Source organism: Prosthecobacter sp. (genome assembly GCF_044222565.1).
Classification (GTDB): Bacteria; Verrucomicrobiota; Verrucomicrobiia; order Verrucomicrobiales; family Verrucomicrobiaceae; genus Prosthecobacter.
The window spans coordinates 19,071-34,219 of record NZ_JBGANA010000015.1 but is presented as its reverse complement, the minus strand read 5'-3'; the positions used below and the strand labels follow the sequence as shown (position 1 = coordinate 34,219).

The 15,149-nt window shown below is 59.5% G+C and carries 17 protein-coding genes; 2 read left to right on the top strand and 15 right to left on the bottom strand.

The window, feature by feature from the left end:
* Positions 1–27 precede the first annotated feature (27 nt).
* The 10 genes from ACILSR_RS21005 to ACILSR_RS20960 form a co-directional block, all read right to left on the bottom strand.
* Entirely contained in the window at positions 28–381 is a 354-nt protein-coding gene (locus ACILSR_RS21005; RefSeq protein ID WP_395751757.1) for a hypothetical protein, read from the bottom strand.
* A gap of 9 nt (positions 382–390) precedes the next feature.
* Positions 391–756 (bottom strand): VOC family protein, encoded by a 366-nt coding sequence (locus ACILSR_RS21000; RefSeq protein ID WP_395751756.1) that lies wholly within the window; start codon positions 754–756, stop codon positions 391–393.
* Between the two features lie 36 nt (positions 757–792).
* Positions 793–1,203 carry a hypothetical protein gene (locus ACILSR_RS20995; protein WP_395751755.1) on the bottom strand — a complete coding sequence of 137 codons (411 nt, stop codon included), beginning with the start codon at positions 1,201–1,203 and terminating at the stop codon, positions 793–795.
* A gap of 8 nt (positions 1,204–1,211) precedes the next feature.
* On the bottom strand, positions 1,212–1,823 hold the full coding sequence (locus ACILSR_RS20990) for a hypothetical protein (RefSeq protein WP_395751754.1): 612 nt from the start codon (positions 1,821–1,823) through the stop codon (positions 1,212–1,214).
* A 104-nt stretch (positions 1,824–1,927) separates the two neighbouring features.
* Positions 1,928–2,587, bottom strand: a complete 660-nt coding sequence (locus ACILSR_RS20985; protein WP_395751753.1) for a hypothetical protein — start codon at positions 2,585–2,587, stop codon at positions 1,928–1,930.
* Positions 2,584–3,714 (bottom strand): DUF3500 domain-containing protein, encoded by a 1,131-nt coding sequence (locus tag ACILSR_RS20980; protein ID WP_395751752.1) that lies wholly within the window; start codon positions 3,712–3,714, stop codon positions 2,584–2,586. The genes ACILSR_RS20985 and ACILSR_RS20980 overlap by 4 nt, the downstream gene beginning before the upstream one ends.
* A gap of 109 nt (positions 3,715–3,823) precedes the next feature.
* Positions 3,824–4,462 (bottom strand): SpoIIE family protein phosphatase, encoded by a 639-nt coding sequence (locus ACILSR_RS20975; RefSeq protein WP_395751751.1) that lies wholly within the window; start codon positions 4,460–4,462, stop codon positions 3,824–3,826.
* 68 nt (positions 4,463–4,530) lie between these two features.
* On the bottom strand, positions 4,531–4,908 hold the full coding sequence (locus ACILSR_RS20970) for a VOC family protein (RefSeq protein WP_395751750.1): 378 nt from the start codon (positions 4,906–4,908) through the stop codon (positions 4,531–4,533).
* Between the two features lie 152 nt (positions 4,909–5,060).
* The gene (locus ACILSR_RS20965) at positions 5,061–5,423 is read right to left on the bottom strand and encodes a hypothetical protein (protein ID WP_395751749.1); all 363 of its coding nucleotides are present in this window, start codon (positions 5,421–5,423) and stop codon (positions 5,061–5,063) included.
* Complete coding sequence (locus ACILSR_RS20960) at positions 5,420–5,947, bottom strand: hypothetical protein (RefSeq protein ID WP_395751748.1); 528 nt, start codon at positions 5,945–5,947, stop codon at positions 5,420–5,422. The genes ACILSR_RS20965 and ACILSR_RS20960 overlap by 4 nt, the downstream gene beginning before the upstream one ends.
* Before the next feature lie 333 nt (positions 5,948–6,280).
* On the opposite strand from ACILSR_RS20960, the gene ACILSR_RS20955 reads away from it, so the two are divergent.
* Positions 6,281–6,544, top strand: a complete 264-nt coding sequence (locus tag ACILSR_RS20955) for a DUF1232 domain-containing protein (protein WP_395751747.1) — start codon at positions 6,281–6,283, stop codon at positions 6,542–6,544.
* Here ACILSR_RS20955 and tgt read toward each other — a convergent pair.
* The 5 genes from tgt to ACILSR_RS20930 form a co-directional block, all read right to left on the bottom strand.
* On the bottom strand, positions 6,534–8,150 hold the full coding sequence (tgt, locus tag ACILSR_RS20950) for a tRNA guanosine(34) transglycosylase Tgt (RefSeq protein ID WP_395751746.1): 1,617 nt from the start codon (positions 8,148–8,150) through the stop codon (positions 6,534–6,536). The two genes, ACILSR_RS20955 and tgt, sit on opposite strands and share 11 nt — an antisense overlap.
* Positions 8,151–8,224: 74 nt before the next feature.
* Positions 8,225–10,234, bottom strand: a complete 2,010-nt coding sequence (locus ACILSR_RS20945) for an ATP-dependent helicase (protein WP_395751745.1) — start codon at positions 10,232–10,234, stop codon at positions 8,225–8,227.
* Entirely contained in the window at positions 10,231–11,346 is a 1,116-nt protein-coding gene (gene purN, locus ACILSR_RS20940) for a phosphoribosylglycinamide formyltransferase (RefSeq protein ID WP_395751744.1), read from the bottom strand. Before purN ends, ACILSR_RS20945 begins: the two co-directional genes overlap by 4 nt.
* Before the next feature lie 326 nt (positions 11,347–11,672).
* A complete protein-coding gene (locus ACILSR_RS20935) occupies positions 11,673–12,464 on the bottom strand; it encodes a hypothetical protein (RefSeq protein WP_395751743.1) in 792 nt (263 codons plus the stop codon).
* Between the two features lie 171 nt (positions 12,465–12,635).
* The gene (locus ACILSR_RS20930) at positions 12,636–12,968 is read right to left on the bottom strand and encodes a HesB/IscA family protein (protein WP_395751742.1); all 333 of its coding nucleotides are present in this window, start codon (positions 12,966–12,968) and stop codon (positions 12,636–12,638) included.
* A 136-nt stretch (positions 12,969–13,104) separates the two neighbouring features.
* Here ACILSR_RS20930 and mutL point away from each other — a divergent pair, with 136 nt between their 5' ends.
* A complete protein-coding gene (gene mutL / locus ACILSR_RS20925) occupies positions 13,105–15,063 on the top strand; it encodes a DNA mismatch repair endonuclease MutL (protein ID WP_395751741.1) in 1,959 nt (652 codons plus the stop codon).
* The last annotated feature ends 86 nt before the right edge of the window (positions 15,064–15,149 follow it).

Sequence of the window (15,149 nt, the reverse complement as noted above, 5' to 3'; positions counted from 1 at the left end):
AGGAGTCAACGGTCAAGACGGTGGCTCTCATTTCCAATCTACTGTTTTCGCGCGATTGCCACTGAGTGTGATCGTGGCGGTGTGATGGGGCGCATCGATCAGCAGAGGGAGGCTCCAGCTTTTGCTGTCGTCTCCGTCCAAGGTGTGGGAAGCGGTGCTGCCGTCTGGCGTGGTGATGCGCAGTTCAGTGGAATAGAAATCCATGCCATTCCAATACTGCACGACTTGAAACTGGTGTCCGGTGGGTAGGTGCTGCTCGGCCAGGGTGTGTTCAGAGGGGTTTAAAATATCGGGGAGCCAGAAGCCGAGTTGTAGAGACAGAAGGAGGGCGATGGTGAGTGCGAGGCTGGTGATGAGGAGGACGCGTGGAAGCTTTTTCATGGGATGCAGTCAGGCTGGGGAAGGCGTTAGCAATTCGACCACATGACCATCGAGGTCTTTGACGACGGCACGGCGTCCCCACTCGGAGTCAGTGGGCTGGGTGAGGATCTCGGCCCCGACTTGAACGAGGAGAGGGAGGATTTGATCCACTGAATCGACGCGGAAGCCGATGCGGGTGCCGGTGGTGGAGTGGGATTTGGGGGTGAGCGGGTAGATCTCGAAGACCATGCCAGCAGTTTCGGAGGTGTAGTGCTCGGGACCGGAGCCGTGGGAGTGGCGGGTGAAGAGGAGGCCCATCTGCCTGTAAAACTGGGCGGCACGTTCGATGTCCGGCGAGCGGAGGACAAGGAGGTTTAAGGAGGACGTTGAGTGCATGGAAGGCTTCGAACTATGAAGTAAAGCGCAAGCTGTTCAGTCGAAACACGAGCAAGGATTCATCTGCGCGGGAGTATACCAGACAATGGCGTGATCGAGCAAAAGGCGCTTCTGAGCGGTGTGCCAAATCAGATAACAAAGGCCACGCGGCCGTTCATGAGCATGTTCGGCCTCGATCTCAGAGCCGGTTTGTTCAAGCACTTGCCGGACGGTCCCCCCCGCCACCGGATCGTCTTCGATCGGATCGTGCAGTCTCACCCACGTTTGAGTCATAAGCTGCACACGATGGCCCTCCAAAATACGCCGGACGAGTTCAGGGGATTCTTCGATGATGAATGCCTTGGCTTCCATCACAGGCAAGCCAGTGGCTCGATGCATAGCCATCGTCGTGCTGGCATCTGGCACTATTTTAGCCATCGGCTTGATTTCATTTTTAGATGGATCCAATTTTCACTCTAGAGCGGCAAAGAGCAATCTTCATGTTCTTCCTCCTCGTCATCGCCTGCTATTACATCCTGCATGTCCATGTAGTCGAAGAAGAGAGACTTGGAACATTGAGGACATACGAAGCTAAACGCCCCTCCAAGGTCTATGGAGAATGCGCCCTTGGCCTCCCGGATAAACTCTGAACAGAAACGTGTGTGGGCCGCAAACGCAGCGGCGGCATGCTCCCGGCCGAAGACGTGATGGCAGAGCGGGCATTTCGACCGGGCCAGTTTCCTCAAGCCCAACTCCAGACATAGATGGGCGATGAGGCACAGGAAAAAGTAACAGCTGGCAACACTCGCAAGCCACAGAAACACGTAGCGAACACCGCCGGACGATAACATGGCACTCACAAATCCGCCTGCTGCCAGAGCCAGCCAAAAATAAGCGGACCTGCTCCAACGTCTCCCCGTGCGCAGCAAAGGCAGTGAAAACAGTCGCAGGAACAACATGAGAGATAGAGAGGATGGGAAAGCGTTGTTGGCGAGAGGGGAAGAGAGTGGTCTGACGAGTTTAAGCTGGGCGAAGGCGGGGTGACTGTCATCGCGTTTTTTTGCTGCCAACTGCCCAGGCAGGTTCATGCTTGTCGAGGCTGTGGGGACGCGCGACCGGAGCCGGCAGGATGCCGGCGCTCCCAGTACAGAATGGCTCTGCTGGGGTGATTGTTTTGAAATTTGGCAACCGCTTATGCCTGTTCGCTTTTCCTTGGGCTGAGGAATCGCCAAAAGAATGCGGATGCGGTTATAAGAAGGGCTGAGAATGAGGCGATGAGGGTGAGGGAGGGAGAGGGATTGGTGGGTGGATGGTAGGTGAATGCGATGGTGCTGATGCTTTGGTTTAAGCTGCGAGCTTGCTGGGTGACCTGGATCTCGGGGGTGCGGGGTTTGGAGGCGTTGACGAGATAGACGCTGGTGGCGGGGAGGTGGCGATTTTGCAGGACGAGGGTGTGAGGGCCTGCGGCGAGGGAGCCGGGTGAGGCGGTGAATTCCAACTGAATGAGGCCTGCTCCGGTGCGCAGCTCTTCTGGGCTGGGAATGGTGGAGGCTGTGAGAGTGAGATCGAGCCTGAGTGCGTCCAACTGGGCGTGGAGGTCGCGCTTTAGCAGAGTGGCGTAGGTGGAGGATTCGGCGGGCGAGATGATGCCGTCGGCGTTGGGGTCGAGGTAGGTGATGACGTGGTCGGCGATGGAGACGCCGGGGGTGAGGATGAGTTGCAGGCGGATGGTTGCGGGATCGATGACGACGAGGGTTGATTGCAGGTATTCGTCGAGTTGGTGAGAGAAAGAGGAGGATGGGAGTGCGAGTAGAGCCGACACGCACAGTGTGTGAAGGCGGAGTAGTCTCATGGCTTCCACCATTGAGCGCCGTATTCGTTGGTGGGGTCGCGATAGATGGTGTGGATGTGCTTGGTGGGATCGCCGCCGAGGGTTTGGGGGGCGTATTCGATGAGGACGGTGGGGCCTTGGATGCGGAAGTAGGCGGCTCCGCCTTTTTCAACGGGTCCGCTCCAGGCGAACCAGGTGTCTTCAATGTGCTTTTTCATCTCTTCCATTTTGGCTTTGGCGAAAGCGTCGCTCTGAATGGCGGTCCACTCGCTGGCGAGGTCGAGGAGGAGTTCGCGCTGTTTGTCGGTGAGGGCTGAGCCTTGGATGCCTTCGGGCTGGATGGTCTGCCCGTCGCGGCCGGGGCCGAGGACGAGGTCGTGCATTTCGAAGCCGAGGACGGCCTGTTTGCGCTGGGCTTCATTGAGGGAACTGAGGAGGGCGAAGGCTTTGTCGGTTTCATCGCCGAGGGGGCGGACGGTTTTGCCTTCGAGCTCGTAGATGGCGGGCTGGGCGGCGGTGTGGCTGGGGGCGAGGGTGCCGTGAGTACCGACGAGGGTGATATTGATGGCGAGGTGGTGGCCGCCAAACTGGATCATCCAAGGTGCGGTGGCGGAGGGCTGGCCGAGGAAGGAGATGTAGTATTCATCATGGCCGAACATTGGGGCGCCGCCTTGTCTCCCGGGGCCTTTGGGTGAGGCGGGTGGGCCGCCGCCTGCAGTCCCCTGCCCTGACGGCTGTTGTGCTTGTCCGCTTGGAGGGCCTGCGGGTGGTGGGCGACGGCCGCCGTTGTTGTTGTGGGTTTTGAGGTATTCATCGCCCTCGACGATCTCCTGGATTTTGGCGTAGCCCTGGGGACTCAAGGCGGACTCGACGACAGACATGGCGGCATCGCGCTGGGCCTGGGTGAGATCGCCCAGGCGCAGGCCGCCGCGTTTGACGAAAGAGGTGGGAAGGTTTGACCAGTTTTTGCGCTGGGCGGCGTCTTTGAAATCGTAGGTGGCCTTGGCGCGCTGGGCGGCGTCAAGGGTGGCGAGGAAGGTTTGGGCGGCGGTGGCGGTGTCGTTGGCGGGTTGGGAATCTTGGGCCAATGAGCTGAGGCCGAGGAACGCAACGGCAAAGGCGAGGGCTGAGATGGGTTTTTTCATCATGGGTTGAAGGGGGGGGGAGCGGTGTAAACAGGCGGGCGCGATGAGGGTTGCGCCTCCTGAAGCGAATGTGGGCAGCGGTCGGGAATGCTAGGGCGTGTGGAATTTAACTTCAGTCGATGTCGATGGTAATGATGCTGAAGTCATCGGAGAGTGTTGAGCCGGCTCGGCTTAGTACAGCTTGGCGGAGATGGTCGGGGACGGAGGGTGCTGGGAGGGCGAAGGATTGTTTAAGGGCCTCGTAGCCGGAGTATTTCCAGACGCCATCAGAGAGGAGCATGAGGCGTGAGCCGCTGATGGCGGGGTGGATGAACGGGACGAAGTCTGCGGATTCACTGCCGACGGGGGGATTTTTGCGCTGGTGACTGGTCCATTCCGCGAGGTCGGTTTGTGATGGATGTTTGAAGAAGGCTTTGCTGTCGCCGGAGGATGCGCCTGCGATGAGATCTGGTGTGATGCTGAGGGCGATGAGGGTGGTGAAGCCGCCGGTGAGGGAGGTTTTATGATCGGCGCGCTGGAGGATGTTAGACCAAGTGCCTTTTTCTGAGAGGGTGTGAGGCGGCTGATTGATGGCGTGGGTCCAAGCGCTCTCGCAGGCGGTACGGGCGGCGAGAGCGCCGTGAGACTGGCCGCCCTGGCCATCGGCGAGGAGGCAGAGGTAGGTGCCGTGGGCGGAGGGGTGGCGGCGAGCGATGAGGTAGTCTTCGTTGAGGGGCTTGCCACCGGGCTCGGTGTGGGTGTGGACGAGCATGGGAAGTGAGAGGGAGAGTGCCTTTTCTGCAGGCGGGCACGCATGCCGGAACGAGCTAAAGCTCTGGACTACTTTTCGAGATCGTACGTCGTGATTTCGAGGAGGAAGGCGTCGGGGTCGGAGAAGTAGATGGAGTGGGAGATGTCGTGGTCGCGGAACTGGAAGGGGATGCCTTTGGTGGTGAGTTCTGCCTGGGCGGACTGGAAGTCGGCGTAGGTGGGCGCGCGGAGGGCGAGGTGCCAGGCTTGGCCGTTTTTGGCGGGTGGGTCGTCTTCCTTGTGCGGGAAGAGGGTGAGGAAGGTGGAGCCGAGGCGGAGGATGACGGGGACGCCACCGCCATGGCCGGGATAGACGTGCTCGAAACCGAGTGTGGTGATATACCAGTCGCTGGTAGCAGCGACGGAGGCGCAGCGGAGGGCGAGGTGGTCGATTTGGGAGAGGGTCATCGCTGAGGTGGGGGCAGAAAATGGGGGGAATGATTTTTACAACGCGAGAGATTAGAAGACCGCAGAGAAGACTTCCAAAAGTGAATGACCTGAATGAGGGCGGAAGGGTGTGCGCGCTCCGCGTCACCTAGGCAACAACGCGCCAAGGCGGCTTAGGGGGCTGGCGCGAGGCCTGAGCTGAGTGCGCGGGCGTGGGCCTGCTGGCACACGGGGCAGACGAAGGAGAGGGCGCGGCTTTCCTGGCCGGGGAGGACGATGTTGGTGGCGGGAATGCAGTCGCCGGGATGGGGGTAATGGTCCATTCGGTGCTTCCACCAGCCTTTTTCTCCTTCCACTTTGCTCATGGGGATCATGCCGTGGCGAAAGCTCAGGGGGCGCTTGGTCATGCGGACGTGATGGACCTCACAGATGTCTGATTTGCCGGTGGTGTCGTCTTCGAGATGGGTGCAGGCGGCCAGGGCCAGTGCGACGATGAGGAACGTGGCGAGGTGAAGTGATGAAGAGATTGCTTTCATGGGGATTCGTAGAGGACTTCTGTCGAGTCTGATTCATCGTTGAGGCCCATGGAGAAGAGAGGGCAGAGGTCGGGGCGTGGCTCGAAGTACCACTTGTTATTTTTGTCTTTTAGGACGTGGTAGCGAAGGCGTGCGGATTTGCCGGGTGCGGGCTCGATGATGATGTCGACGAACATGTTGCCGGTGAACAATGCCACAGCATAGGCGGCGGAACCGGGGCCGTTGAGGGAGAACTGGCGTGCTTTGTGCACTTTGATGATGCGTGGAGGATGGAAGGATGGGTCGGTCCTGGCTTTATCAGCGGCCTCGGCCATCTGCTTTTTGAAGGAGTCGAACTCCTTGTTGCCCTTTTCTCCGTAGATAGGACGCACAAGGGTGGCGAGCCAGGCTTTGGAGTCGCGATTGATGTAGGCCATGACGGCATCGCAGGCGACGGCTTCGGGGGTGGCCTGGCCGGTGGGGAGGTCGGCGGCGGAGAGGGACGCGGTGAAGAGGAAGACGAGAAGGAGAAGGTGTGTTCGCATGGTGGAGGCTCGGTGATGCGAGGCGCGTGGAGTGATCCTGACGGATTGAGGAGAGTGGGACAAGCCTGAAATGAACCGGGGGTGTGGCTAGGATTTTGGGGCGTTCGAAATTTCAGGCCAGAGTGCCCGCATCACTTATGGCGCTGGAACAATGCGGTGGTTTTTGGACGTTCGGAGTGCGGGCAGAAACGATTTTCGGCAAGACGACGGAGGACGAAACTAACTGCATCACGGGCGGGTGATTCCAAAATTGGGGTCAGGATGTTTTGGCGTCGAGAGCGGAAGAGGGGCATATTCAGTGAGATTCTTCATCCCCTGCCCTTTTCCTTTTCTATGAAATTCATTCGTGATCTTCTGGTGCTCGCTTCGGGCATTGTGTCGGCCCTTTACCTGCTGAATATCACAGCAGGTTTTGTGGAGTTCATCCCGGACAATGTTCCGGTGTTTGGGAACCTGGACGAGGCGGCGGCGACGGCGCTCTTGATCAACTGCCTGGCGTACTTTGGCGTGGACATCGGGCATTTCCTCAAGCGGAAGAAGCCAGAAGATAAGCCGGGAGCGCCGAAGACGCATGACATTGAAGTGACTAAGGAATGACGATGTCTGCCTGGGGAGCTTGAGCATCGTCTTTGACGAGGGTCCACTGAAGCCCGGGGCAGTAGCGGGAGGCCCACACATCGCGGCGGATGAGGGTGTCCGCAGCGCCGTGGCGGAGGTAGGGAAAGTGGCGCTTGTGGTGGAGGGCGAGCTTTAACGGAGAGAGATCGGCGCTGAAGCTGGTGAGATGGAGGGGCCGGACGGGGCCTTTGGCGGCTTCGGATTCGTAGAGGAGGATGATGGCGATGGCGGTGGCGGCGGCATCGAGGTGGGTGTCCCAGACGATGAGGGGCGGTGAGTCGGCAGGTAGGCGGAGGTGCTGGATCAGCTGGGACTCGATGGCGGGATCGAGATGTGGTGTGGTAGGGATGATGCGGAGGCTGGGCGTGTGCAGAATGACGGGCGGCTGGCCGTGGAGCTCGTAGTCGCCTTCGTGGTGGATTTTGGCGGAGGTGCGCTTCGGGTGGGTGACGGGGTGGTCGATGTCTTCGATGGGGAGGATCTCGCGGCGCTCGCGATAGAGCGGGAGGAAGCGGTCTTCGAGAATGCTCTGGCGGACTTCGCGCATGAGCTGGTGGTAGAAGTGGATGTTGTGCTGGCCGACGAGAGTCCAGCCGAGGGGCTCCTGTGTTTTGGTGAGGTGGTGGAGGTAGGCGCGGGTGTGAGTGGCGCACACGGGGCAGGTGCAGGTGGGGTCGAGGCGGTCTTCGCTGAATTTGTACACGGAACGGCGCAGCTCGACGATGCCACGGGAGGTGAAGGCGGTGCCGCGCTTGGCGACCTGGGTGGGAATGATGCAGTCGAACATGTCCACACCGCGATGGACGGCCTCGAGGACATCGACGGGGGTGCCGACGCCCATGAGGTAGCGGGGGCGATCGGACGGAAGCATGGCGGCGGTGAGTTCGCAGACGTCTTCGCGCTCGCTTTTTTCCTCACCAACGGCAAGGCCGCCGATGGCGAAGCCGTCGAAGTCGATCTGCATGAGGCCCTCGGCGCTCTCGCGGCGGAGGTGTGGGTAGAGGGCACCCTGGACGATGCCGAACATGGACTGCGGGGAGTCTTCACGTGCGGCGAGGCTGCGCAGGGCCCAGCGCTGGGTAATCTGGAGGGCGGCGCGTGTTGTGGCCTCGTCGGCGGTGGAAGGGATGCACTGGTCCAGCACCATCATGATGTCGCTGCCGATGGCGCGCTGGGTCTGGATGCTGAGCTCGGGGCTGAGGAGGATGCGCTGGCCATCGACGTAGCTTTGAAATACGGCGCCAGCTTCGGTCATGGAGCGTGAGTGGGGCAGCGAGAAGATCTGGTAGCCGCCGGAGTCGGTGAGGACAGAGCCGGGCCAGTTCATGAATTTGTGGATGCCACCGAGCCTGGTGAAGACATCGGGACCAGGACGTAGCAGGAGATGGTAGGTATTGGCGAGGAGGATCTGCGAGCCGGAGGTGTTCAGGGTTTCCTGCGTCTGTGCTTTTACCGTGGCCTGAGTGCCGACGGGCATGAAGAGGGGCGACTGGATGGTGCCGTGAAGCGTGTGAAACGTGGTGGCACGGGCGCGGGAGTCGCTGGCCTGGGCATCGAGCTGGAAATTGAGACGGGAGGGCGACATGCGGGGCACTTGGGCGAGGCGGCGGTTTTGTTGCGGGCAAGAGTGCCCGCATCACGAGTCACTGGGAAGCGTAGTTACTTCGGATCTGCGAGCATGGCGCGCAGGCCGGAGAAGAAATTGGTGTTTTCCTCCTGCGTCGTGGTCTCGTTCATGTGCTTGGTGTAGTCGAGCTCTTCAACGTATTTGCGATCGAGCTCCTTGAGAAAGGTGCTGGGCATGCTGCTCTGCACCTTGCCCCACTTCATGCGCGTGCGGGTGTAGCTCATGGTGAGCTTCTGCTTGGCACGGGTGATGCCGACGTAGAAGAGGCGGCGCTCTTCATCGACGCGTCCTTCGTCGAAGCTACGCTTGTGCGGCAGGATCCCCTGCTCCATGCCGGGCAGAAACACGACGGGGAATTCGAGGCCTTTGGAGGCGTGCATGGTGATGAGGCACACGCCCTTTTTCTTTTCGATGTCGTCCTTTTCTTCGCGGTCATCATTGAGGCTGACTTCATCCAGGAACCCGGCGAGGCCGCTTGCGCGATCGCGCTCGGCATGATTGGCCATGCTCTTGAGGAGTTCATTGATGCCGTTCTCCCAGCCGGCGAAGTCTTCGGGTTCTTTGGCTGCTTTTTTGAGATAGTCCATGTACCCGATTTCGAGAATCAGGGCCTGCGTCATGTCCACCAGATTGGTGCCGGGGGTGCCAGCGGGTCCGGAGTATTTGACGATGAGGGTGGTGAAGAGGCGGATGGCATTGCGACCTTTCTCGGGAATCTGACGCAGGAAATCCTCATCGCACAGCGCAACCCAGATGCTGTGGTGCTTCTCCATGCTGCGCTCGCGCGCCAGCTCTGCGGTGGCGCTGCCAATGCCACGCGTGGGTGTGTTTAAGATGCGCAGCATCGCCATGTCATCGTGCGGATTGTGAAGGACACTGAGGTAGCTGAGAATGTCCTTCACTTCTCGGCGGTCGAAGAAGCTGCGGGCACCGACGACACGGTAGGCGATTTTGCGCTGGCGGAAGGCCTGCTCCAGAATACGCGACTGGTCATTGGTGCGGAAGAGTACGGCAAACTCTTCGAGGGGCTGCTTGTTGGCAAAGTGGGCGGTCTCCACCTCCTTGGCGATCATGTCTGCCTCTTCCTTGTCATCCTCGTTGGCAATGAGCCGGACGAGATCGTTGCCTTGATTGCGGCTCCACAGTGATTTCGGGCGACGTCCGGCGTTGTTTTTGATGAGGCTGTTGGCGGTGTGGAGGATGGGCGTGGTGCTGCGATAGTTCTCCTCCAGCTTTACGACGTGGGGGTTGGGGAAGAAGTTTTCGAATTCGGTGATGTTGGTGATCTCCGCACCGCGCCATCCGTAGATGGACTGGTCGTCGTCTCCCACGACGCAGACGTTGTAAGGCGCAGGCACGAGAGCACGGAGAAGGCGCATCTGCAGGGAGTTGGTGTCCTGGAACTCATCGACCATCACATAGTGGTGGCGGCTCTGCACGGTGGCGCGCACCTGGGCATTCTCTTCGAGGAGCTTCACACCGAGGATGATGAGGTCATCGAAGTCCATGACGTTGAGACCGCGCATCTCGTCCATGTACTTTTGCATGACGGCAGCATCCAGATTCGTCTCCGGATCGCCCAGCCCTTCACCGGCGTTCTTCGCCTTGCTGATACGCATAAGGGCCATGCTGGGGTCGAGCGTTTCGTCTTTGACGAGGAGGCTTTGCAGCACACGTTTGATAAGAGTCTCCTGCTCGCCTGCGCTGTAGATGGCAAAGTTGTTTTTGTAGCCAACGTGCTCCGCGAACTCGCGCAGGAGGCGGACGCAGAACGCGTGGAAGGTGCCGACGACAACCTTTTTGCCGAGGCCGTCGCGCACCATGCCTTTGATACGCTCGCGCATTTCATTGGCCGCCTTGTTGGTGAACGTGACGGAGAGGATGTTCTTGGGATTGATGCCCTCGTTCACCATGTAGCTGATGCGAGCGGTGAGCACGCGGGTCTTGCCAGTGCCCGCGCCGGCGAGGATGAGCAGCGGGCCGTGGATGTGCGTAGCGGCCTCCCGCTGCTGCGCATTGAGGGTGCCCGTGAAGCCGCTCATGGCTGTCCCGCACCTCGCACGGGCAAGCCTAGTTCACGCCATTCGTTGAGCACCTTGGGCAGGAGCTTGTGTTCTTCTGTCTTGATGCGGGCGTGAAGTTTTTCTGCGGTGTCGCCGGCATTTACCGGGACCGCGGCCTGCGCGAGAATGCGCCCGGCATCGATCTCCGCGGTGACGAGGTGGACGGTGCAGCCGGTTTCGGAATCGCCAGCATCGATGGCCAACTGAGGTGCGTTGGCACCTTTGTGTTTCGGGAGCAACGAGGGATGCACATTGACGATGCGGCCGGCGTAGGCGCTGATGACGGGGTCTTTGAGGATGCGCATGAAGCCGATGAGCACGACGACATCCACGCGGGCGCGTTCGAGGTGCTCGAAGATTTCTTTTTGGGCTGCGTCGCTGAATTTGCGCGGGTTGGCACCGCCATCGACGAAGAGAGCGGAGAGGCCGGCCTCGCGGGCGATTTGAAGGAAGGATGATTCGGACTGATCGCTGAGAGCGATGGCGATTTCCGCATTCAGGGTACCGGCCTGGATGGCGGAGATGATGGCACGGAGATTGGAGCCTGCGCCGGAGCCGAGGACGGCGAGGCGCAGCCTGGCGTTGGCGTTGCTCGCGAGGGTGCAGTCCGTGGCGAGCATCTTGTTGATGGTGCTGGTGGTGGAACGACCGGGGACCAGCGGGAGGATGGAGATCTGGGAGCCTGCGGCCTCAAGGGCGGAGCGCTCTTCGCGGTTCAAAGACTCGACGGTGTAGTCACCGCCTTTGGCATAGACATGCGGGCGAATGGCTTCGATGAGGGCGGTGGCGCGTGCATCATCAAAGATGACGACGGCATCGACGGCACGCAGAGCGGCCATAACTTCGGCGCGATCGTTTTGAGAGTTGAGGGGACGATCCGGACCTTTGAGGGCGCGAACGGAGGCGTCTGAGTTTAAAGCGACCACCATGGCATCTCCAAGGGCGCGGGCCTGCTCAAGGTAGCGGACGTGACCGGCGTGGAGGAGATCGAAGCAGCCATTGGTGAACACCAGTTTTTTTCCTTGTTGATCCAAGGTGTCACGCAAGCGCCGGACATCGGCGATGGTGGCGGGGGTGTAGTCGGCGGGCATGCCTTGTTAATGGCATGGAGAGGGCGGGATGCAAGGAACGAGCGGGAGGAAAGGAAAAATGGGAGACTGTTGGAGCAGAAGAATTTTGGTAGAAAGATTAGGGGTAGGAAGATTTTGTTGAGAGGGGGCGCGGGGTGATCGAGCAGAGGCGCAGGGCAGAAAAATTTCAGAAGGGATGATGTGGTTGCGAATGAAGGATTTATTGGCGTGCTTTGAAAAGTGATGAAGTGGTATTTATACTTTCTATATGCTATTATGTAATAGGATGAGTGCATAAAAAAAGCGGAGGGGTGACCTCCGCTCTTTGGAATGGGATGGAAGCTTGCTCAACCCTGCTTGGAGACGACTTTCTCGGCCCCCTCGAGGACCGCGGCACCGGGGTCGCGGGTGAGAGGCCAGTAGGCGTCCATGTTGAGCTTTGCCGGAGGCGACATGGGGAACTGCTTGCCGTTCTTGGTGACGAAGCCCTGATACGACAGAGGCATGAGAGTGACGCAGACGCGCTCCTGATCAAACTTCTGCACGTGAAGAGCTGCTGCGAAGGTGCTCTTCTGATCCAGGACGAGAGTGTCGCCGGCCTGATAAGGATCTGCCTTATCCTTGTTGCCAGGAAGCACGATCTCGATGTCCACATCTTCGATGTCCGCAGAGCGAGCGCGAACGACCCAGCCTTCGGTGATGACGTCCTTGGCGGTGAGAGGGCGCGCATTGATGACCTGGAAGCTGCCTTTGACGTAGAGGGGCTGCTCCTGCTTGTAGTTGCGGATGTAGGAACGCTTGAGGAGATCGTTCTTCACGGCGAGCTGCTCGCTGTTGAAGGAGTAGAACTCAGCAAGGAGGTCACGCGCAGGAAGGAACTTGCCCTGGGGCACGGTGTAGTTGGTGAACTTGCGAAGGGGATCGAGCTTGTCGAAGCGTGCGAGGACGCGGTAGTTGAACGGCTTCTCAGGATGAGCAAAGACCATGATACTGAAGAACCAGCAGAAAGTGGCGAAGCCCATCAGGAGGGTGATGAGAATGGTCCACCAGAAGATGCCGCCGGAGTCTTTTTTCTTGGAAAAGCTCCCGCCACCGTATGAACGGTACTCGTTGCCGTCGCTCAAAAATCGGATTTGCATGACAGATTTGCGAAAATTTTAGTATTTATAACTTAAGAATGTTCAAATTCTACAATATTGACGGAATTTGAAAAGGAAATTTTGTGAATAAGTTGGCAGCAAGTTTGCTTCTTTATAGGGCCGGTTATCAACGAGTCTGAAGTTTAAATGGAATTTAGGAAAGGTTTATATTTAAGCCGCCTGAGGTTCGAATGAGGTGCCGCAACCGCAGCTGCGGGCGGCATTGGGATTGGTAAGCTTGAAGCCTGCGTCCGAGAGGGAGTCCACATAGTCAATCTGGCTGCCACGGAGGAAGGAGAGGCTTTCGGCGTCGATGATAATGGAGACGCCATCCTGAGACTGCACAGTGTCTTCTGGAGTGGAGTGGTCCAGACCCATGACATACTGCATGCCGGCGCAGCCGCCTTTTTCGACACGGAGACGCAGACCGGTGGAGGCGTCCGCCTGCTTTTCGGCAATGAGGGATTTGAGGTGTTCGACAGCGCTGGAAGTGAGAGAAATCATGCAGGACAGGACAAGAGAAAAAAACGGGCGGATGACGGCGAAGTGCGGAGATTGCAAATCCCCAGCAGGCATCCAAGGTGACGATCTTGTGTGGCAGAAGAGGCTACGCTTGTCACTCAACACTTTATCCAAATTCATGGCCAAAATTCGCATTCTTCCCGACGCACTCGCCAGCCAGGTAGCGGCCGGGGAGGTCGTGGAGCGGCCGGCGGCGCTGGTGAGGGAGTTGGTGGAGAACAGCCTGGATGCGGGAGCAAGGCACATCGAGGTGCACGCCCAGCGCGGGGGCATCGCGATGATACGCATTGTGGATGATGGAAGCGGGATGGACCGGGAGGATGCCATGCTGTGTCTGGAGCGGCACGCGACGAGCAAAATTCGGACCAAGGAGGACCTGGGAGCGATTCACACCTTCGGATTTCGCGGTGAGGCGCTGCCGAGCATCGCGAGTGTTTCGCGCTTCCGGCTGGCAACGCGGGAGAAGGAGGCGCTGGTGGGGACGGAGATCGAGGTGAACGGCGGCAAGCTCGTAGGCGTCAAGGACCACGGGGGCGCGCCGGGGACGGTGATCGAAGCGCGGTCGCTGTTTTTCAATGTGCCTGCACGGCGCAAGTTTCTGCGGACGGAGAACACGGAATTTGCGCATGTGGAGCAGCAGCTGCGGCTGCATGCGATCGCGAACCCGCAGGTGGCGTTTACGCTGACGCACAATGGCGAGCTGGTGCTGCACCTGCCAGCGACGCGAGACATGCTGGAGCGAATCCGTGGACTGGTGGGAGATGAACTGGCTTCGCGACTGCTGAAGGTGGAAGAAACCACGGTGCGTGGCGTGACTGTTTCTGGCTACATTGGCGGGCCGGGAATGAGCCGGTCGAACCGGCAGATGCAGACGACGTACCTGAACGGACGACCGATCGAGAGCGCGAGCATTTCCTATGGGCTGCGCGAGGGCTACCACACGGCTTTGATGAAGGGGCAGTACCCGGTGACGTTTCTCTTCATCCAGATGGATGCGCAGGCGTTTGATGTGAATGTGCATCCGGCGAAGAAGGAGGTGAGGTTTCATGACGGGAACAGCGTGCGTGATGCGATCTCCCGCAGTGTGAGCCACACTCTGGAGAATGCGGCGAAGCTGCCGACCGGGCATGCGCCGGCACGGAGTCCCCTGCCCTCTCCTGCCGCGGCCCGGACGCCGGTGGTGCCAGAGAGCCGCCAGGAGCAGTTTGCGATGCCAGTGGATGCTTCGACGGCACCGCTGCGCAATGTGGAACCGACGCAGCCTCAGCCATTGGCAAGGCCGGCCGCAAAAGATTCATGGAGTGCGGCGCACGACGTGCCGGAGAGGAAGCCGGTGGAAACGATCGCTATGCCGCAGAGAGTTGTGGTGCCTGCGGCGAAGGCAGAGACGGAGAGTGAGAAAGCAGGTGGGAGGGAAGATGCAACAAAGGCCGACGCTGAGGCTGCGCCAGCAGACGCCTCTTCATCTTCGGCTTCCTCACCATCGGCGCCGCCGGAATTCCGGATCATCGGGGTGCTGCACAAGCTGTATGTTTTGATGGAGAGCAAAGAAGGGCTGGTGATGATGGATCAGCACGCGGCACATGAGCGGGTGAACTTTGAGAAGTTCCGCCGTGCGCTGGAAACGGGTGGCGTGCCATGCCAGCGGCTGCTGATGCCGATCACACTGCAAACGACACCAAGAGATGCGGACCTGCTGAAGCAGAACCTGCCGGCGCTGAACCGGCTGGGAATAGAGATCGAGCCCTTCGGACCGAACATTTTCAAGGTGGAGACGTTGCCGTCGTTTTTGAAGACGGATGATCCGGCGGCGTGGCTGGACCAGGTGATCGAAGAGCTGAGCAGCCTGAGCTCGAAGTCGTCAACGCTGAGGCTGAGCGAGGATGCGATTGCGACGACGGCGTGCCGGGCTTCGGTGAAGAGCAATGATGTACTTTCAATTCCGGAGCTTCAGGCTCTGCTGAAGGATCTGTTTGCGTGCGAGATGCCGTACTGCTGCCCGCATGGAAGGCCGACGCTGGTGCAGATTTCCACGGCGGAGCTGGAGAGGAAGTTTGGGCGAAGAGCGCCGGGGTAGCAGGGAAGGAATTATGAATTATGAAGTGAGGGAAATGGGGGGGGATTTTGTGATTTTGGTGAATGCTTGGGCGGCGGAGGTGCGTT

Excerpts from the sequence above, each read along its gene's own strand:
- ACILSR_RS21005 (WP_395751757.1), bottom strand. The coding sequence starts at position 381 with ATGAAAAAGCTTCCACGCGTCCTCCTCATCACCAGCCTCGCACTCACC.
- ACILSR_RS21000 (WP_395751756.1), bottom strand. The coding sequence starts at position 756 with ATGCACTCAACGTCCTCCTTAAACCTCCTTGTCCTCCGCTCGCCGGAC.
- ACILSR_RS20990 (WP_395751754.1), bottom strand. The coding sequence starts at position 1,823 with ATGAACCTGCCTGGGCAGTTGGCAGCAAAAAAACGCGATGACAGTCAC.
- ACILSR_RS20985 (WP_395751753.1), bottom strand. The coding sequence starts at position 2,587 with ATGAGACTACTCCGCCTTCACACACTGTGCGTGTCGGCTCTACTCGCA.
- ACILSR_RS20980 (WP_395751752.1), bottom strand. The coding sequence starts at position 3,714 with ATGATGAAAAAACCCATCTCAGCCCTCGCCTTTGCCGTTGCGTTCCTC.
- ACILSR_RS20975 (WP_395751751.1), bottom strand. The coding sequence starts at position 4,462 with ATGCTCGTCCACACCCACACCGAGCCCGGTGGCAAGCCCCTCAACGAA.
- ACILSR_RS20970 (WP_395751750.1), bottom strand. The coding sequence starts at position 4,908 with ATGACCCTCTCCCAAATCGACCACCTCGCCCTCCGCTGCGCCTCCGTC.
- ACILSR_RS20965 (WP_395751749.1), bottom strand. The coding sequence starts at position 5,423 with ATGAAAGCAATCTCTTCATCACTTCACCTCGCCACGTTCCTCATCGTC.
- ACILSR_RS20960 (WP_395751748.1), bottom strand. The coding sequence starts at position 5,947 with ATGCGAACACACCTTCTCCTTCTCGTCTTCCTCTTCACCGCGTCCCTC.
- ACILSR_RS20955 (WP_395751747.1), top strand. The coding sequence starts at position 6,281 with ATGAAATTCATTCGTGATCTTCTGGTGCTCGCTTCGGGCATTGTGTCG.
- tgt (WP_395751746.1), bottom strand. The coding sequence starts at position 8,150 with ATGTCGCCCTCCCGTCTCAATTTCCAGCTCGATGCCCAGGCCAGCGAC.
- ACILSR_RS20945 (WP_395751745.1), bottom strand. The coding sequence starts at position 10,234 with ATGAGCGGCTTCACGGGCACCCTCAATGCGCAGCAGCGGGAGGCCGCT.
- purN (WP_395751744.1), bottom strand. The coding sequence starts at position 11,346 with ATGCCCGCCGACTACACCCCCGCCACCATCGCCGATGTCCGGCGCTTG.
- ACILSR_RS20935 (WP_395751743.1), bottom strand. The coding sequence starts at position 12,464 with ATGCAAATCCGATTTTTGAGCGACGGCAACGAGTACCGTTCATACGGT.
- ACILSR_RS20930 (WP_395751742.1), bottom strand. The coding sequence starts at position 12,968 with ATGATTTCTCTCACTTCCAGCGCTGTCGAACACCTCAAATCCCTCATT.
- mutL (WP_395751741.1), top strand. The coding sequence starts at position 13,105 with ATGGCCAAAATTCGCATTCTTCCCGACGCACTCGCCAGCCAGGTAGCG.